Raw genomic sequence first — 18972 nt, 5'->3', positions numbered from 1 at the left:
TCGATCCACAACAATCACCCCGAAGGGATCATGTTGCTTCACGCGCTCGACTTGCATGTATTAGGCACGCCGCCAGCGTTCGTCCTGAGCCAGGATCAAACTCTCCATAAAATGAAGAAGTTCGCCTTTGCATCATTCAAAATGATTACTGGCTAATTCGTTAAAAAATTAACAGGTTGTTTACAAGTTGTTTTGTTCAGTTTTCAAAGATCAAATGTTTCATCATTTTGTTTCGTCGCCTCAAAACAGCGACTCAATAAATATACCATTTTATCGAAAGTGCCGTCAACAACTTTTTCGAAGTTTTTTTGGCTTTTTCTTTCGTTTATGGTGTTTTTTGTTGCCGTCGTTAGCGCAACGTTTACTAATATACCATCCATTTTTCTTAGAATGCAATGGTTTTTTTATATTTTTTAAAAGAAAAATACACATTAAAAAAACACCCCCGCCATGGAGGTGTTCATCTATTTCTATTAACTTAAGAATATAAAGTACATTAGGAACACAACGAAAAGGAAATACATAACCGGATGGATTTCTTTCGCTCTTCCTTTCAATACCATTGTAATCGGATAGAAGATAAACCCAATCGAAATCCCTGTTGCAATACTATAGGTTAATGGCATAGCAATAACTGTTAGGAAAGCTGGTACTGCAATTTCAAACTGATCCCAGTCTATATTTTTTAATGAAGAAGACATAAGAACGCCTACGATGATCAGTGCCGGCGCCGTCACTTCTTGCGTAACCACACTTAACAATGGAGAGAAAACGAGAGCAAGCAAGAAGAAACCTGCCGTTACGACGGCGGTGAATCCTGAACGACCACCCGCTCCAACACCAGCTGTAGACTCAATATAGGAAGTCGTTGTTGATGTTCCTACCACTGCTCCGGCAACCGTTGCTGCTGAATCAGCAAATAACGCTCGACCGGCTCTTGGTAGTTTGTCATTCTTCATCAAACCAGCTTGGGTAGCAACAGCGACTAATGTACCCGCTGTATCAAAAAAGTCTACGAATAAGAACGTCAGGATTACAATCCACATTTCACCTGATACAAGAACAGAAGGTAATTGTTCAATTGCAACCCCAAATGTCGGTGCCACAGAAGGGACAGAACCAACGATTCCACCAAACCCTGAAGGCGCTGTGATCAATCCAGTAATGATACCAACGATGGATGTAAGCACCATTCCATAAAAGATTCCACCTTTAATACCAAGAGCCAATAGAATGACGGAAACCGCAATACCAAAGATGGCTAAAAGTGTCGTTGGAGTTGCTAGGTTTCCTAGCTGAACCAAGGTTGCATCACTGTTGGCAATGATACCTGCATTTTGGAATCCGATAAATGCAATAAACAGCCCAATACCTGCTCCAACTGCCAGCTTTAAGTTGGAAGGAATGGCATTAATGATTTTTTCACGCAAGCCAGATACCGTTAATACGATAAAAATAAGTCCAGATACGAGCACTCCGGCGAGCGCTTTATCCCAGTTAATTCCTTGGGACAATACTACTGTGTAAGCAAAAAATGCGTTCAAACCCATTCCCGGAGCGAGGGCTATTGGATACCTCGCAAACAATCCCATTATGAGTGATCCAATCGCGGCAGCTATAGCTGTAGCTGTGAATACTGCTCCTTTATCGATTCGCGTTACCCCTTCAGGAAGTTGCTCAATGCCTACTAACGCTAGCGTATTTGGATTCACAAATAAAATATACGCCATGGATAAAAATGTGGTGAGACCCGCTATAAATTCTGTACGGAAATTCGTGCCTAATTCATCAAACTTAAAGAACTTCTTCATCGATTATTCCTCCCTCTCACCTGTCGTTCGTACCTAGGATCCTTTGTGCTACTTGTACCTTTTTACGCCCCTACCATAAGAAAGCGCTCCAAAGGAAACATAAACGAAAGACTCCTGACCATTCAATGGCCAGGAGTCTCTAGTAAACGTCCAAAGTAAATTACCAATTTTCCCTACTCACTTAAAATACAATAGAGAGGAATCATCGATAATTCACCTCGTAGTCGAACCATTTACGGTAGTTCGGTAGAAACTCTTGGGCCATATCCCCAATATTATACGACGGTGCATATATGATTTTTATGATTACAACTCTATTGTACTAGTGGTTTCGTGAACCGTCAACCCAAAACACGAACATTTTTGTGAATAATCACAAAATCGTTCGATTATTCCCACTCAATTGTGGAAGGTGGCTTGCTGGTTACATCATAGACGATGCGATTTACATGATCGACTTCGTTTACGATGCGATTCGAAATTCTCTCTAGCACATCATGAGGAATCCTTGCCCAATCGGAAGTCATCCCATCAATTGATGTGACTGCGCGAATGCCTACTGTGTAGTCATAAGTTCTAGCGTCACCCATTACACCAACACTTCTGAAGTCAGGTAGCACAGTGAAATATTGCCAGATTGCTCTGTCTAAACCAGCATTTTTGATTTCTTCGCGAAGAATGGCATCAGATTCTCTTACGATTTCTAGCTTTTCCTCCGTTATTTCACCAATAACACGAATAGCTAAACCTGGCCCTGGAAACGGTTGACGCCAAACAATGTGATCAGGCACACCTAGCTCTGTACCTAAGGCACGCACTTCATCTTTGAAAAGCGTATTCAGCGGTTCAATTAAGTCAAATTGCATATTCTCAGGCAACCCACCAACGTTATGATGAGACTTAATCGTTTGAGCTGTTTCCGTCCCACTTTCGATGATATCTGTGTACAGGGTGCCCTGAGCAAGATAATCAATGTCTTTCAGCTTATCCGCTTCGTCATCGAATACATAAATGAATTCATTGCCAATGATTTTTCGTTTTTCTTCTGGATCCGATACACCTTCAAGCTTAGATAAGAAACGTTCTTGAGCATCAATTTTAATAACATTCATATTGAACCCTTCGCTGAAAGTTTCCATTACACTTTGTCCTTCGTCTTTTCGAAGAAGGCCATGGTCTACAAAAATACACGTTAATTGGTCCCCAATAGCTCGGTGAATCAAAGCAGCCACAACTGATGAATCCACTCCACCACTTAGAGCGCAAAGCACTTTTCGATCGCCTACTTGCTCTCTTATTTTGTTCACTTCAATATCGATAAAGCTCTCCATTGACCAATCAGCTTCAGCCCCACAAATATCAAAGACGAAATGCTTAAGCAGTTGATTCCCATACTCTGTGTGGCGAACTTCAGGATGGAATTGAACTCCGTACATCTTCCCGGACTCATTACTCATGGAGGCTATAGGACACGATGGATTTGTGGCATCAACCGTAAATCCTTCTGGCGGAGCGATGACTTTATCGCGGTGACTCATCCAAACAACTTGCTTCTCTGGTGTTTCAGCAAAAAGCTTTGATGAACCATTCAACGTTATGTCAGCTTTACCATATTCCCGTTCACTTGAGCTTTCCACTTTCCCACCAAAATGATGAGACATTAACTGCATGCCATAGCAAATCCCTAATACAGGGATATCTAAGTCAAAAATCTCTGGGTCGCAACGAAAGCTATTTTCTTCATAAACACTGTTCGGACCACCAGACAGGATAATACCACTCGGATTTATTTGACGAATTTCTTCTGCTGTTAATCGATGAGAATGTAGTTCACTATATACACCAAACTCACGTATACGCCTTGTTATTAGCTGATTGTATTGACTTCCAAAATCTAATACTAGAATCATTTCATTAACTTGTGCCACCAAATCCCACTCCTTTTCTCTTTACTATAACTCATAAAAAAAGGGACTTCCGCTCCCTACATAAGACATAGGAAGGCAGAAATCCCTTGATGTTATACACCACGCGCTTGACTTCTGCCTTCATAGTCAGAGCATTTAAGGTGCCCCGGTAGAGACTCTCGAACCATATTATCGAGTATATATGAAGGTATTCAATTAAGTTGAACTCATTCTAACAACACCAACAACACCGGTCAAGACAGTGCTTTTTTAATTAAATTTTCCCATAATTCTGTTACTTTGTCCCAAGGCTGGTTTTCTGTATCATTACGATAAAGGAGTCGCTCATAATGATGCGTTAGAATCCCCATTTCATTAGACTGAAAGTGACGATCAATTTCTTTAGAGAACTCTCTCAACGTTTGACCTGATGTACGGGTCATACCACTTTTATCATCTAGTGCCTTTAAAAGGAAATGATAGGCTGCTTCATAATTTTCTTTATTCGGGTCTCTTTGGAAACGACGTTTGTAGATGTACATCAACCAATGGTAACGATAAATATAAAGCACCACAGAGATTACGGCTAACACTCCCATACCAATCCAGAAAGTAACCCTACTAAAGACTGACTTCCCTGCATTAGAACTACTTCCAGGATTTAAGTCTTCTTGATTAATTTCGGGTTTCTCTGGTTGCTGTTCATTTAGCTTCTCCTCAAGGTTTTGTTGTACCTCAGAGTCGTCTTCCTCTTCTGTTTCCTCGAGATAAAAATCCGTATGGTTACCAAAGCCTTTTGTTGGCTCAAATGGTACCCAGCCAACATTAGGGAAATAGACTTCTACCCATGAGTGTGCATTACCACTTGTCACTTCATACACATTATAGTCGGTATCATCTTTGGTGATAGAATCAATCTCTTCTCCTCCTGTAAAGCCTTTTGCCCATCTAGCCGGTATTCCTACAGCTCTTAGCATTACGACCATAGAAGAAGAAAAGTTATCACAATATCCTTGTTGCGTATCAAACAAGAACTGAGCTACATAATCCTCTTTTTCACCAGGAACCGCTACATCTTGTGTATCATAATCAAATCCATTGTTTGAGAAATATTGTTCAATTGCACGGGCTTTATCATAACGATTATCTTCTTCAGCTACAATCTCTTCAGAAAGATTTACCACTCGCTCCGGTAGTGAATCAGGCAATTGTTTATAAGATTGCTCAATGTATTGAGGGTCTTCTCCACTTGCTTCTCGTAACTGCTGAAAAGAGTAGGATGGGTTGTTATATACTACCTTGTATTCACCAAGTTGAATGGACTTCCCATTATTGAATGGCTGAATAACACCTGTCTTAAGGTTGACTTCAAAGCTTGTAGCATCACTCTGCGTTACTTTTTGGATACCATAAGGATACACAACCTTTGAAAATGTAGCATTATCTCTTAACGCAATAGTAGCTGTTCTCTCTTCTGTTTTTACATTTTCTAAAGAAAAGGTGTCGACTGGAAGTTCAGATTGACTCGAGAATTCTTTAACGTTAGCATCATCTGAATTTACCCACCCCTTCCCTGTGTAAGTATCCTTCGTTTCAATTCTCCAATAATGTTTATCTTGGGCAGCCGCTTGAAAAACAGGCGTATCATCTTGAACGAATGATCCACCTAATTTGGAATCATTCATGCCATACCCCACTTTTTGAACCTTATCCCCTGATCCACCTACGTTATTGGCGGCACTTTTAATAAAAGGCACAGGGTCAGGCCACTGAGGCGTTTGCTTCGGAGCTGCATATCCAATGACGGTCGAGCTAAAGACTAGGACTAACAAAGGTAAAAGCCATGCTTGATAGGCGCGCTTCCCTTTCAGCTGAATAGATTCACGGTCTAATTCTTTTATAAAGCTTGATAGCCCCATAACCAGCAAGGAGATCAAGAATGCACGAATAATCGCAACTTTTCCATCATACACCGTAAAGGTATCTAAGACGGTTAGATAAATAAACGTTAGAATCACAAAAAAGTTAATCCGCTTCGAAACGACAAACCAATAGTAAAGAAGGTAACTCATTAGCCATAACAGCAACAAGAATAATAGACTTCTGAACAATGGCGTCATTTCCCACCACTGATAATCGAGCATGACTTGCACATTATATTGCATATGTTCAAAGAAATAGCCAAACCAAGACTTGCTAAAAAATCGTTGGGGCATAAATAAACCGTCAAGAATGAATGCCAAACCTACTGATTTCAAAGGTATAGACAAGTACCACGGAAGTTGTAGAAAGGATAAAAAGAAACAAAAAGCAGCATACACGATAAAAATGGTGACACTCTCGGTGTCTGTAATTTGTTCAAGCGGACGTAACCACTCCCAAAAAAGGAAGAAACCAGCTAAGTAAACAATAAACCGATATAGCCACTCGCGCCGATCTAACGATATGCGATCCATTAAGTGTTCACCTCAAATGCATTTTGTGACATCTCATTCTCCGTAAGCACATTGACCACAATGCCACTTATCGTCAATTCGCGGACTATTTGCTGCTCATTCAAACCAATTCGTTCATTCGCATCAATGTAAAATACCACAATATGAGCGTGTGTTTGCTTCAACCTTGTTAATGTCCCTTTTAACTCTGGAGTGAGTGAGTTCGTCACAATCATCAATACCAGATTGTTTGGCATAGAGTTATGCTGAAGCAACAATGAATCCGCAAAGGACATTTTTCCATTTGCCTCCACCCGTGCTAGATAATGATTCATGTTGTTATGCTGATTCACATCTTTTGTGAACGGAAACAGTTTTCTTTCCTCGCCAAGGATCATAAACCCAAGTTGCGAAGACATACGTTTATAAGCTTGAATGAGGGATGCACTCAGTTCAACACTTCCCTCAAATGCTAGACTCTTAGAAGCTTCCACTTCACTTGCATCCAACACCAACATGACATCAGAGCTTTTTTGTGGCTCAAATTCTTTCGTCATCATACTATTTTTCTTTGCAGTATTTTTCCAATCTATCCAAGAAAAACGGTCTCCAGGGGTGTACTCTCGAATACCCGTTACGATGGTGGTATCTTTTTTCATCGGCGAGGAGGAAGGAGTGGCTCCTTCTTCAAAGCTGTTCATTCGTTTACTAATCCCCACAGCTCTCTGATTTGGATACACAAGAATGGAACTTGGAACTGTGAAATAATGCTGCTTGCGAATAAACCCGAAGAAGTCTCCTGTTTTTACGCGAATGGTATGAAAATGATGCTCTCCACGCGGAACATCATCAAAGGTATACTGATAACGTATTTTCCGCTTAAACCACGGGAAGGATACACGCTTGATTTTTTGTTCCGAAGTGAGGGCATTTGGATTAGCTAAATATTGATAGCCTCCAGCCTTCATACCAACTCGATCAAACGTTGGCGGAAGATACTCCTCGACTATGCAGTAATAGAGCGGGAATGGCAGTTTCCGATGTATCGTTAACTCTATATTAACCTTGTCCCCTGTTTGCAGAATCTGCTTAGAAAAGGAACGATTGAATTCCCAACTTGATAAGGGATAAAACGTTAATCCAAACATATATAGAACAAATGGCAGCATGGCAAAAAATAAAAACCAACTTACAAAGCCACCCTGAAACATGGCATAAGAATACAGAATTGCAAAAAGAACAACAACAAACAACAGCTTACCAATCAAACCAGCATAATTCTTCATATTATTTTTCACGATGCACTGGGATTGAGACTTTCTCCAATAACTCATGGATTAGGCTTGCTGTTGTCATTCCTTCAAATTTTGCTTCTGATGATAGAATAAGACGGTGACTTAACACGAACGGAGCCAAATACTTCACATCGTCAGGCAATACATAATCACGCCCTTGGATAAAGGACATTGCTTTGGAGGCTTTCATAAGGGCAATCGAACCACGAGGACTCACACCTAGATAGACCGAGTGATGATGTCTCGTTTCCGTTACAAGATTGATAATATAACGACGAATATGTTCATCAACGTACACGTTTTGGACTTCTTCTTGTAAGCCGATTAATTCATCCTGGGTCATGACGGCTTCCACGCTATGAATCGGGTGTTCCCCAGATACAATCCCAAGCATCTTCATCTCTTCTTGGGCTGTCGGGTACCCCATATTTAATTTTAATAAAAAACGGTCCAGCTGCGCTTCCGGTAGTGGATACGTTCCTTCATATTCGATAGGGTTTTGTGTAGCCATAACGAAAAATGGTCGTTTTAACTCTACCGTATTTCCGTCTACAGTTACATTTCCTTCTTCCATCCCTTCTAATAGAGAGGACTGGGTCTTTGGACTTGTACGATTGATCTCATCAGCAAGCACAATATTTCCAAGTATAGGACCAGGACGGAATTCAAATTGCATTTCTTTCGGGTTATAAATCGATACACCTGTTACATCTGAAGGTAGAAGATCAGGTGTGAACTGTATTCTCGTAAACTCACAATCAACAGATTTCGATAGTGTTCGTACGAGCATGGTTTTCCCCACACCCGGCACATCTTCTAGCAACACATGGCCTTGAGCTAATAGCGCGACAATGCTTAACGTCGTTACTTCTTCTTTACCGATCATCACTTTTTGGATGTTATTAAAAAGATCGTGTACTTTCGAATGATAGAGAAAAGCTTGCTGGGACATGTAAATTGATTCCTCCTAAAATTGGGTGCACTTTCAATCCCTGTTATTCAAAAATTCGTATAATTTAACTATACTACAAAACGCCTACTTAAACGCAATAGGATGCACAGGAAAAATCAAGGAAACTCTAACGAAACCTGGTGTGAAGGTTTTCAAAAAATTCGGGTGAGATGGAGGGACAGGTCCCTCGTCTCAGTTTGAGATAGGGGTACCTGTCCCCTCATCCCAGTTTCATATATTGCATAACCTGATTGCCAATATCTGCAATAGCCCTCTGCCCTTCAACAGTATCCCTTACATCATTTAATAACACAGCGACATACACCGTTTGATGGGAATCTATAAGAATACCAACGTCATGATTCACGCCATCCAGTTCTCCTGTTTTATTCGCAACTTCAAGATCTTCATATGTATGATAGGCAGGTAATTGTGACGTGAGTTGCTGTCCTTTTAGAATCTCAACCATTTCTCTATCTTGAAGCGTTAGTTGTTCCAAAAGTTTCACCATGTCCTCAGCTGTTGTAGTATTATCCAGTCCTTGTTCTTGAGCCTTAAGATCCATAAACTCTCTTCTCAACTTCGTGTTCGAACAGCCTAGCTCTTCTATCAGATGGTTAACGTTTCCTATGCCAATGTGCTTTATTACTGCATTTGAAGCTACATTATCTGAAACGATAATCATCATCGTTACTAAATCGTGCAGGGGAAACGCCTCCTGAGATAAAAATTGTAGCACCCCCGCTCCGCCAACTTTATTATGCTGTGGAATAGTTACGGTGGCTGAAAGATCAACCCCTCTTGTTTTTGCCTGTCGAAATGCTTCCATCATAATCGGGATTTTAATCACACTTGCAGCCGGCATTACTTCCTTTTCATTCATAGCTATCGTTCCATTTATCGTTTGAATCACGACACTTGCATTCCCATCTAGTTTTGAAACAATTTCTGTCACTTCATTTTCCAGCCTTGATAAACACATCTGCTACACCCCTTTCTTTCATTATATTTCCTATTCCAGAAACAAAAAAGTAGGTCGGAGGGACAGGTTCCTCGTCTCACGCCAGAAGTGTGAATTGGGACGATGAACCTGTCCCCTCGTCTCACCCCAGAAAGGTGAACTGAGATGAGGGACCTGTCCCCTCGTCACACCTTGACACATGCGTGGGATGTCTGTAATAATACCAATAACTGAATACTGGTACCTTTAAATGCAGTCCCGTGAGGCTGACAAGGTAAGTCGGAATAGATGTATATCAATATAGACGTAGATGCGTGACGCTCGTCTATCTTCTTATATGCATACGTGGAGGCTTCTTGTCAGGAACGACTGACAAGAAGCCTTTTTTATTCACGCATACTGAAGATGGAACGCTGCCAACGTACTGGTACCAGTTTTTCAAATCCTTTTTGAATTACTGGAGGTATTCTTCATGAAAACAGTAGACCGCGATTTTTCGTTACAAGCAGTGCCGCAATCAAACCGCAATGGATTTTGGAAAATGTTTATGGTGATGTTAGGATTCACTTTCTTCTCTGCCAGCATGTGGTCCGGGGGCGAGCTAGGCGCAGGGCTTACCATGACCCAATTCATCCTAACTGTGATGGCAGGTAACTTAATTCTAGGATTGTACACTGGGCTACTCGGCTATATCGCCGCTGACACTGGCCTATCTACTCACTTGTTAGCACGCCGCGCTTTTGGTGAAAAAGGGTCTTATCTCGCTTCTCTTTTACTAGGCGCTACACAAGTTGGATGGTTCGGTGTAGGCGTGGCCATGTTTGCTTTTCCTGTTCAAAAGGCAACTGGCATCGATACAACCTTACTCATTGCAATTGGCGGGATTCTCATGACCGTTACAGCGTATTTTGGAATGAAGGCACTCATGATTTTAAGCTTCATCGCAGTACCAGCCATTACCGTGCTCGGTAGTTTTTCCGTATTCAAAGCTACAGAAAGTATTGGCGGACTTAACGGGTTGATGTCCTACACACCGGACTCTTCCATTACACTAGCCGCTGCGCTAACCATTTGCATCGGTTCCTTTATTAGCGGAGGTACCTTAACTCCAGACTTTGCCCGCTTTGCAAAAACAAAGCGCCATGGGCTTATTACAACTGTAATAGCTTTCTTTATCGGAAATTCACTCATGTTCTTATTTGGCGCCATTGGCTCAATCGCTACTGGAAAAGCGGACATTTCAGAAGTGATGTTCACACAAGGGTTAATTATCCCAGCAGTGTTAATTCTCGGACTAAACATTTGGACAACAAATGATAATGCCCTTTATGCATCAGCTCTAGGCTTTTCAAACATTACGAAAATAACGAAAAACAAAGTCGTCCTTTTCAATGGAGTGGTTGGGACATTACTAGCGATGTGGTTGTACAACAACTTCGTCGGCTTCCTAACATTTCTAGGATCGACACTCCCTCCAGTAGGAGCGATCATTCTAGCTGATTATTTCATTGCACGTCGGAAGGAATATAAAGGTGTACAAGAGAAAGCATATAGTAAGGTGAGATGGTCTGCCCTCTCTGCTTGGGGGATAGCGATTCTTCTAGCAAAATTCGCACCAGGCATCGCGCCGCTCAACGCCATTATCGGTGCAGCAGCTTCATATGTACTCATTCATTTTGCTGGAGAATTCTTATCTACGAAACCATCAACCCAATACAATCCAACAAAGGTGAGTAGTTAACCATGATCATTAAACGAGCCAACATACGAGGCTATGAAGATTTAATGGATATCAAAATTGAGAACGGGATTTTTTCTGAAATTGGGGTAGGACTGGACACTACCTATGAGGAGAATGTGATCGAAGCGAACGGTCAACTTCTCCTTCCTCCTTTTGTGGAACCCCATATTCACTTAGATACGATTCTGACAGCTGGGGAACCTGATTGGAACAAAAGTGGAACACTATTTGAAGGGATTCAGCGGTGGTCTGAACGGAAAGAGTCCTTAACGCATGAAGATGTAAAAAAACGCGCCACCAAAGCTCTAAAATGGCAAATTGCTCAAGGAATTCAACACGTTCGTACTCATGTGGATGTGACAGATCCTGAGCTAACAGCATTGAAAGCCATGCTAGAAGTGAAAGAAGCATTCGCCCCATATGTCACACTACAAATCGTGGCTTTCCCTCAAGAAGGAATCCTGTCTTATCCGAATGGGGAAGCCCTGCTTGAAGAAGCCCTACAATTAGGAGCAGACGTAGTTGGTGGTATTCCTCACTTTGAATTCACGAGAGAATATGGCGTAGAATCTATGAAAAAGGTATTCGAGCTGGCTCAGAAGTACGACCGCTTAATTGATATTCATTGCGATGAGATCGATGATGAGCAATCTCGATTTGTAGAAGTAGTCGCAGCGGAAGCACACCGCACTGGTATGGGAGAAAAAGTAACAGCAAGCCATACGACAGCTATGCACTCTTATAATGATGCGTATGTATCCAAGCTCTTTCGCTTACTAAAGCTATCGAACATCAACTTTATCGCAAACCCCCTTGTAAACATTCACCTACAAGGACGCTTTGATTCCTATCCAAAACGAAGAGGCATCACACGCGTAAAAGAAATGCTTGATGATGGATTAAATGTGGCATTTGGCCATGATGACGTATTCGACCCATGGTATCCACTCGGCACAGGCAATATGCTACAAGTCCTGCAAATGGGCATTCATGCCACACATCTCATGGGCTACGATGACATTGTGAAATCCATTGATCTAATAACCATCAATAGCGCCAAAGCTATGAACATCGAAGACGAATATGGCATCGAAGAAGGTAAACCTGCCAACTTCGTCCTCCTCCATGCCGAAGATGAATTCGATGCTGTCCGTCGTCAAACCCCCGTACGATATTCCATGCGCCACGGAGAAGTACTGGCAGAGACGAAGCCAGCTGAAACGAGTATTCGTTTGAGTGAAGAAGAGGATATTGATTTTCGGAAATAAAGAAAGAAAAGCGCATGCGCCCGCTTAGCGGCGTATAAACAAGCCAACAGTGATTTAGAAGAGTTTCTGAAATGATTGGAGGTTCGATTAAACCCCTGCACGCAGCAACATCGAACCAACCTACGTCATGTAGGCGGAAAGAAAACACGAGAAGCGTTAGCGATTCGATGTTCACTTATCATAAGAAGGGGCATGAAGTTTGCTAGTCGGTGTGCACTGGAGCTAGACATGTAAGCTCCAAATGTTATACTTTCTTAAAATAAAAAGAAGCGCAGTCTAGCGCTTCTTTTTTAATCAGTATATTTCAAATTCCTCGTTAACAATAAAGCTATTATAACAGCCAATCCTCCAGCAGTTAGCTTACCTATAATGACAGGCAAAATCATCGTCTTATCCACTCCAGCGACAAAAGCAAGGTGGCTACCTGCAACAAACGCTCCACTCACAGCAAATGCTGCATTCATCACTTTGCCTCTCTCGTCCATATCCTTCATCGTTCCTAACATTGGTATAGCATGAGCAAGGGAGGCAATCAAGCCTGTCATAGATGCAGCGTTTAATCCTGCTTTTTGCCCCCATCTTGCAAAACGTCTTTGCGCTTTTTGATTAATAAAAGCTACTAGCGGATAAGCGCCTGCAAGCGTGACTGTAATTTTCGCAACAATAATGGCCCCTTCACTTAGAGGTGCCATCTCCTGGAGAATTTCAATATCCGTAAGCGTCTGGATCGTAATTGTGATCAATCCAAAAATAACGACGTACTCAATCCCCTTTCCAAAGATAGAGAAAAAGCGAATCGTCGCATTTGTAAAAAACAACAAACCAATTGCTATAAAAAACGAAAGAATAAAGGTAGGAATTAAGTTTTTAAGCATCCACAACCATTCATATCCCGCTACAGTTCCTCCTATGAGAATACCAACCGGAATCGTCATCACACCTATTAGTATGCCTTTCGCAAAAAATGGTCGATCCTCTTGTTGAACAACGGATAACGCCACTGGAATGGTAAAAACCAATGTCGGACCTAACATCGTCCCAAGGAAAGCCCATGAAAAAATAGCAGCATCCTCCGATGATGCTAGTGAATTCGATAGCGGGTAAGCCCCCATATCGATCGCGAGAATCATAGAAGCAAACATCGAAGGATCCGCTCCAACCCACTCAAAAATGGGCACAACCACAGGAGCTAGAAATTCAGATAACACAGGAGCAAGGGAAATTATCCCTATCATCGCTAATGCTAACGGCCCCATCATCATAAAAGCTTCATGAAAATGCTCCCCTAGTGACAATCGATTATGTAAGACATAATGATCCACAGCACCAACCACCATAAATAAACACATCACTAAAAGCAACCCTTCATTAAACCACAATCATCATCCCTCCGAACCGTTCCTCCATACTTTTTCCATCGTATATCATTTAATGGGATGTGAAAACGACTATTTAACGTAAACGACTTGCAACCTTTTTTATTTGTTAATACTCAACGAACAAAAGCTCAGGGCGCCCGTTTAGCGACGTATATACTGCGGCCCACACGACGTGGGTTGGTGTTCGATGTTGCTGCACGATGCAGCCATCCTAATCGAACTTCCCCTTAGTCAGTAGGAGATAAAGGAAACACGAAAACATAAAACATGCGTGATTCGATGTTAACTTATCCTACGGAGCCGAGAAAAGCAAACTAGTCGCTGCGCGCTGGATCTGGACGTGGCCACATCACTTTTTTAGTTATACACAAGCATTGAATTTTATAATTTGTACGCTATAAACTAAAAAAAGCTTCCATCTCTAAAAATAGAAGCTTTGTATTTACATCTTCATTTATGCTCGTACATTTTTTTATCAGCTTCGGAAACTAACTGATCTAAGTCACAATTGCCATCATAGCAATAAACAATTCCCTTTGCTCCTGACACTTCCAATCCATTGGATAGGACAAAGGTCTCGATTTCATTGGCTTCTGTAGTAGAATGACCTGACAGAACCTCAATCATTAAAAATTCATCCCCACCCCATCTTGATACTACCCCGTTTCCAGTAATCCTTTCATTTAGAATACCTGCAATCTCCGTTAAAACGAAATCACCCATTTCATGACCATAATGATCATTAATGTATTTGAAGTCATTCAAGTCTACTAGGGTTACACGTGTATGTTTTCCTTGATGTAAATGATGGACGTACTTATAAAAATGAGTATAGACCCACCTTCGATTATACGCTCCTGTCAGACAATCTCTTTCGGCATAAAATCGAACAAGGTCGAACCTTTTACCAATCCACCAAGCTAAAACTCCTTCTAAAATCGAAACAAACAATGTCACCCAGAACCTTGGCTCATCTAACTTTGGCAAACTTCCTTGAAAGGAGTACGTGTACACACTCCAAAATATATACAAAGAGATGACTAGAAGAATACTAATAATTCTTCCCTTATATCTTAGACCAAATATCATTGGACGGTGAGCATTCATTCCAACCATCCCCTTTGAACGTTGAATTTGGTAGTTCTATTATACTAGGTATTTTGTCATATTTTTGCGCTTTTTTCAACTAATAAGTTTTTGGGACGGAGGGACAGGTTCCTCGTCCCACTCTTTCCTGGGATAATGGACCTGTCCCTCCGTCCCGCTCGTTGTCCTGCTTTTTTCAATTTTGTTATACTATTCACTTAGATACACAAATTTTAAGTGAATCAATACTGGAAAGGGTCGCAACAAAAGATGCTATACATATGGGATATCGAGGATATCGTTAAAAAAACATTACAAGAGCACAATCTAAATATAAACTATGAATTCAATAATGAACTAGCTACCCCTATGAATTACAACGTCACTTCCAATACAATTAAATTTAATTATCTTGAAGTGAACGGTTATATTAATAAAATCAAAGTAAAAGAAACCGAGGAAAATTTGGTTAGGATCATTCTGTACCGTGAGATTGGGTACTATGTAACCTTCAAGAAAAACAAACATGATTTACGAACGCTCATTTATGGTGGCGAAGACGAGAAAGCAGAGCTACAAGCTGTCATCGAGAAAAATGCCTGGGAATATGGAAGAACGTTACTACCTGAACATCTAGTCGAATCCTATGACAAAGTCCGCGAATTAGATGGAATGCTTATAAAGGGATTGTGAACATTTTTTAGGGTTTAGCGAAAGGCTTTCATGTTACAATTCCGTGCTAAGATATAAGACATGTTATTATGTATCTTTAGGGATAAGGTGTTATTCTAGAAGAGATGGGGAAGGATAACAGTGGATTCTTTACATTAAGATAAGGAGTGGTGAACATGAACACAACTCATTTTGACAGAATGAAGAATGGAAACGGATTTATCGCAGCACTAGACCAAAGCGGAGGAAGTACTCCAAAAGCATTAGCAGATTATGGTGTTCCTGAAGATGCATACGCCAACGAAGATGAGATGTTTGACCGCGTTCACGAAATGCGGACAAGAATCATGACGGCCCCAGCATTTGATTCTAACAAGATTCTTGGTACCATCTTGTTCGAGCAAACGATGGATCGTGAAATAGAAGGTAAATACACAGCTGATTACCTTTCTGACAACGGCATTGTACCTTTCCTCAAAGTCGATAAAGGCCTAGCAGGAAAAGAAAACGGCGTACAGTTAATGAAGCCGATTCATGACCTGGACGAGACCCTTAAGCGAGCTAACGAACGCAACATTTTCGGTACTAAAATGCGTTCGGTTATCCATGAACCAAACGAAGATGCAATAAAAGAAGTTGTAAACCAGCAGTTTGAAATCGCTAAGCGCATCTTGGAATATGACCTTGTTCCAATCATCGAACCTGAGGTAGACATCCATAGCGCAGATAAGGAAAAATCCGAAGAAATCCTTAAAAATGAAATTCTAAAACATCTAAATGCATTATCAGAAGATCAAAATGTGATGCTGAAGCTTTCTATTCCTACGAAAGCCAACGCCTTTAAGGAACTAATCGAGCATCCACGCGTAGTGCGCGTTGTCGCTCTTTCTGGTGGTTATTCTCGTGAAGAAGCAAACGAGAAGCTAAAAGAAAATGATGGCTTAATTGCAAGCTTCTCCCGTGCATTGATTGCCGACTTAAACGCTAATCAAACAGATAAAGAGTTCAACCAATCGATGAATCTTGCTGTAGATAAGATTTATGATGCTTCTGTAAATAAAAAATAAAAGCTTAAAAAAGAGCCTGCCCAAAAGTCTAACTTCTGGGGCAGGCTCTTTTAACAAGAATTTATCAGGTTCCTGCTTATTTCTGGCTAATTTTGTTCAACTTTAAGAAAAGTCTCCGCTACTTCTGCACCATAACCTGAATCACATGCCCGAGCCCATTATGACGTTCTCCTTCATTGCGCTCTGCTTCGCCATAGAAAAAGTGAAGGCATTTGTAAGGCTTAATCCAACTTAGTACATCTTCCGGTGCATAGAGCATCTCTTTAGCAGGTGGCCCACCAGTACCATAGGACAATTGTTCTTCAGAATAAACTTCTAACAAAATCACTCCACCAGGTTTTACGGATTGTAACATCTGCTCTATTAAGAATGGTTGATACTGCTTTGGAACGTGACCAAAGACCATAACAGCAGCATCGAATTGATTTGGCTGTATCTTTTCCGTAGTGAGGTCACATTGAACACTTTCAACTTGCACCCCTACTTCATCTGCAAGCTCCCTACTTTTATTTAATCCGGCTTCAGATTGATCAAGGATGGTGACGTGGTGACCAAGCTTGGCCAAGTACACCCCATTACGTCCCTCTCCTTCAGCAAAACATCCGATATGACTGTTTTTCGGTAAACGTGAACTATGCTCCTGAACAAATTGATTCGCATCTTTTCCATACACATAGCCTTCCTGTGAAAAGCTCTCATCCCAAAATTCCTTGGACATCTAAGTACCCCCTATAGTATATAAAGTGTAATCAGTATATCACTCCATTCTCTTAGGAACAAACACTCTGAGATGAGGAACCTGTCTCCCCCCTGTTCATTGAGACGAGGGGACAGGTTCCTCATCTCATCCCGAAAAATAAGCAGAAACCCACCATTGGGTTTCTGCTTATTTTTTACGCACTAATTTAGTAACGGCTTCTACATGTACCGTTTGCGGAAACATATCAACTGGCTGAATTCCTTCCACCTCATAGCCGTTCTTCACCAAGTACTTCAAATCACGCGCTTGGGTCTCGGGGTTACAGGATACATACACAACCCGCTTCGGCTTCAACTTCACAACGCTTGATAAAAACGCTTCATCACTGCCGCTTCGTGGGGGATCCATAATCACCACATCCGCTTTCTCACCGCGTGCAGCCATCTGCACCATGAACTCCCCGGCGTCACCTTGATGAAAGCGAGCATTTTTAACGCCGTTGCGTTTTGAATTGCGGATGGCGTCTTTGACTGCATCGTTATTTTCCTCTACGCCAATGACCTTTCCAGCTTTTTTACTGGCAATCAGACCGATTGTGCCGATTCCACAGTACGCATCTATCACGGTTTCCTTCCCAGTTAGATCTGCCATTTCTATAGCTTTTGAATACAATTTTTCTGTCTGGACCGGATTGATCTGATAGAAGGACCTCGCAGATATTTCAAACTCCAGCCCACATAGGGTGTCCGTTATGGTTCCCTTACCAAACAGCACCTTTTCCTGATTACCAAGCACCATGCTGTCATTTCGAGTATTTACATTCAAAATCATGGTCGTAATTTCTGGATGAGCTTTTCGAAGAGCCTTCAAAAAGTTGTTCTTACCTTGGAACACAGATGATGCAGCTACCAGAACCACCATAATTTCACCGCTAACCTTGCCTACCTTGATCAGCACGTGGCGCAAGAACCCATGTCCAGTGTCTTCATTATATGGTTGCATTTTCGTGGACTTCATATAGTCCTTGATGGTCTGCACAATCTCATCCGCTTTCGGGTCGTGAATGAGACATCGGTCCATTGGTATAATATGATGGCTATTTTGCGCATATAAACCACCAATAACCTGCCGCTCTTTATTCAAACCGAATGTCATATTATTCTTATTCCGATAACCATATGGATGGTCCATCGTCAAAATAGGTTCTGGTTTTCCAAATGGCTTCATGAGTGCATCAATCGTTTTCTGCTTGAACCGCATTTGCGCATCATTACTCATATGTTGAATCTGACATCCTCCACACTCGTAAAAATATGGACATGGCGGCGTAACTCGGTCTTCAGATGGGCTAACAACCCGCTTCAACTCTGCGTTAACAAACTTTCCACTTTTAGAAACCAATACCTCAGCCTTTTCCCCAGGCAGCAGATGCTCTACCTCGAGTTGTTTCCCTTCCCACTGAGCAATACCTTTGCCATCAGTAGTCAGACCTGAGCAAGTTACCTCAGCAGTTACAGACTTCCCGCCACGCTGACGCGCATCGTTTCCTTTACCCTTGCCTTTGGAAGGGCTCCCTTTTTGATTCCCCGGCGCAGAATCTTTTTTCCCATAAGACTTTTGGGATTTATTCGGTTTTTTTCCAGTTTTTTTATATCCACTATTCTTTCGTTTAGTCATAGGCACTTCCCGTTCCTTGTT

14 protein-coding genes, 1 rRNA gene and 2 riboswitches are annotated in these 18972 nt (G+C 41.5%); of the genes, 4 read left to right on the top strand and 11 right to left on the bottom strand.

Annotated elements, in window-relative coordinates; translation table 11 throughout:
- The 7 genes from GLW08_RS19385 to GLW08_RS19355 form a co-directional block, all read right to left on the bottom strand.
- Window positions 1-111 (bottom strand): 16S ribosomal RNA (locus tag GLW08_RS19385); the annotation flags it as partial.
- 362 nt (window positions 112-473) lie between these two features.
- Window positions 474-1811, bottom strand: coding sequence for an NCS2 family permease (locus GLW08_RS19380; protein WP_160850275.1), 1338 nt, complete (start codon window positions 1809-1811; stop codon window positions 474-476).
- Between the two features lie 201 nt (window positions 1812-2012).
- Window positions 2013-2114: riboswitch (purine riboswitch) on the bottom strand.
- Between the two features lie 86 nt (window positions 2115-2200).
- The gene (gene guaA, locus GLW08_RS19375; RefSeq protein WP_160850274.1) at window positions 2201-3742 is read right to left on the bottom strand and encodes a glutamine-hydrolyzing GMP synthase; all 1542 of its coding nucleotides are present in this window, start codon (window positions 3740-3742) and stop codon (window positions 2201-2203) included.
- Window positions 3743-3842: 100 nt separating this feature from the next.
- Window positions 3843-3944, bottom strand: a riboswitch (purine riboswitch).
- 28 nt (window positions 3945-3972) lie between these two features.
- Window positions 3973-6174 (bottom strand): transglutaminase TgpA family protein, encoded by a 2202-nt coding sequence (locus GLW08_RS19370; RefSeq protein WP_160850273.1) that lies wholly within the window; start codon window positions 6172-6174, stop codon window positions 3973-3975.
- The gene (locus tag GLW08_RS19365) at window positions 6174-7487 is read right to left on the bottom strand and encodes a DUF58 domain-containing protein (RefSeq protein WP_160850272.1); all 1314 of its coding nucleotides are present in this window, start codon (window positions 7485-7487) and stop codon (window positions 6174-6176) included. The genes GLW08_RS19370 and GLW08_RS19365 overlap by 1 nt, the downstream gene beginning before the upstream one ends.
- Window positions 7441-8400: an AAA family ATPase gene (locus GLW08_RS19360; protein WP_160850271.1), complete on the bottom strand. Its 960-nt coding sequence runs from the start codon at window positions 8398-8400 to the stop codon at window positions 7441-7443. Before GLW08_RS19360 ends, GLW08_RS19365 begins: the two co-directional genes overlap by 47 nt.
- 220 nt (window positions 8401-8620) lie before the next feature.
- Window positions 8621-9382, bottom strand: a complete 762-nt coding sequence (locus GLW08_RS19355) for a serine hydrolase (protein WP_160850270.1) — start codon at window positions 9380-9382, stop codon at window positions 8621-8623.
- Window positions 9383-9833: 451 nt separating this feature from the next.
- Here GLW08_RS19355 and codB point away from each other — a divergent pair, with 451 nt between their 5' ends.
- Entirely contained in the window at window positions 9834-11102 is a 1269-nt protein-coding gene (codB, locus tag GLW08_RS19350; RefSeq protein WP_160850269.1) for a cytosine permease, read from the top strand.
- A gap of 2 nt (window positions 11103-11104) precedes the next feature.
- A complete protein-coding gene (locus GLW08_RS19345) occupies window positions 11105-12370 on the top strand; it encodes a cytosine deaminase (RefSeq protein ID WP_160850268.1) in 1266 nt (421 codons plus the stop codon).
- Window positions 12371-12660: 290 nt separating this feature from the next.
- Here the strand turns inward: GLW08_RS19345 and eutH are convergent, their stop codons facing one another.
- Both eutH and GLW08_RS19335 read right to left on the bottom strand, forming a co-directional pair.
- Window positions 12661-13749, bottom strand: a complete 1089-nt coding sequence (gene eutH, locus GLW08_RS19340; protein WP_160850267.1) for an ethanolamine utilization protein EutH — start codon at window positions 13747-13749, stop codon at window positions 12661-12663.
- Window positions 13750-14199: 450 nt separating this feature from the next.
- Window positions 14200-14856 carry a GGDEF domain-containing protein gene (locus GLW08_RS19335; RefSeq protein ID WP_160850266.1) on the bottom strand — a complete coding sequence of 219 codons (657 nt, stop codon included), beginning with the start codon at window positions 14854-14856 and terminating at the stop codon, window positions 14200-14202.
- A 249-nt stretch (window positions 14857-15105) separates the two neighbouring features.
- On the opposite strand from GLW08_RS19335, the gene GLW08_RS19330 reads away from it, so the two are divergent.
- The gene (locus GLW08_RS19330; protein WP_160850265.1) at window positions 15106-15528 is read left to right on the top strand and encodes a hypothetical protein; all 423 of its coding nucleotides are present in this window, start codon (window positions 15106-15108) and stop codon (window positions 15526-15528) included.
- Window positions 15529-15683: 155 nt separating this feature from the next.
- A complete protein-coding gene (locus GLW08_RS19325; RefSeq protein WP_160850264.1) occupies window positions 15684-16574 on the top strand; it encodes a fructose bisphosphate aldolase in 891 nt (296 codons plus the stop codon).
- Between the two features lie 118 nt (window positions 16575-16692).
- On the opposite strand, the gene GLW08_RS19320 is transcribed toward GLW08_RS19325, so the two are convergent.
- Window positions 16693-17292, bottom strand: coding sequence for a class I SAM-dependent methyltransferase (locus GLW08_RS19320; protein WP_160850263.1), 600 nt, complete (start codon window positions 17290-17292; stop codon window positions 16693-16695).
- Window positions 17293-17460: 168 nt separating this feature from the next.
- Window positions 17461-18951 carry a 23S rRNA (uracil(1939)-C(5))-methyltransferase RlmD gene (gene rlmD / locus GLW08_RS19315; RefSeq protein ID WP_160850262.1) on the bottom strand — a complete coding sequence of 497 codons (1491 nt, stop codon included), beginning with the start codon at window positions 18949-18951 and terminating at the stop codon, window positions 17461-17463.
- Between the last annotated feature and the right edge of the window lie 21 nt (window positions 18952-18972).

This window comes from Pontibacillus yanchengensis (genome assembly GCF_009856295.1).
Lineage (GTDB): Bacteria > Bacillota > Bacilli > Bacillales > BH030062 > Pontibacillus > Pontibacillus yanchengensis_A.
Note: the sequence above shows the minus strand (reverse complement) of the source record. Positions and strands in the feature narration are given on the sequence as shown.